General features: G+C 47.2%; 1 pseudogene. It reads right to left on the reverse strand.

Annotated elements, in window-relative coordinates:
• Positions 1–233, reverse strand: a pseudogene (locus AAEY83_RS18785) (hypothetical protein); the annotation flags it as partial.

The raw sequence follows: 233 nt of genomic DNA on the forward strand, positions 1-233 counted from the left end.
GCTTACCGCCTTCTTTTTCGGCCCACATCTCATTTGCACTGACAACTTGATTGCGACCACGGTGCTTGGCTTCATATAAGGCTTTATCCGCTATGCTAATAAGTCGTTGGCAGATATCACTAGGCAGCTTTTGCATTGAGGCGATTTTGCTTTCCGCGCGCTGAGTAGCAATTGGCTTGATAAGAGGTGACGTTTGAGCGACAGTCTTTTGCTGTGTGATCGTTTTGTAGCCT

Origin of the sequence: Psychrobacter sp. TB20-MNA-CIBAN-0197 (assembly GCF_040309765.1) — a bacterium.
GTDB lineage: Bacteria > Pseudomonadota > Gammaproteobacteria > Pseudomonadales > Moraxellaceae > Psychrobacter > Psychrobacter submarinus.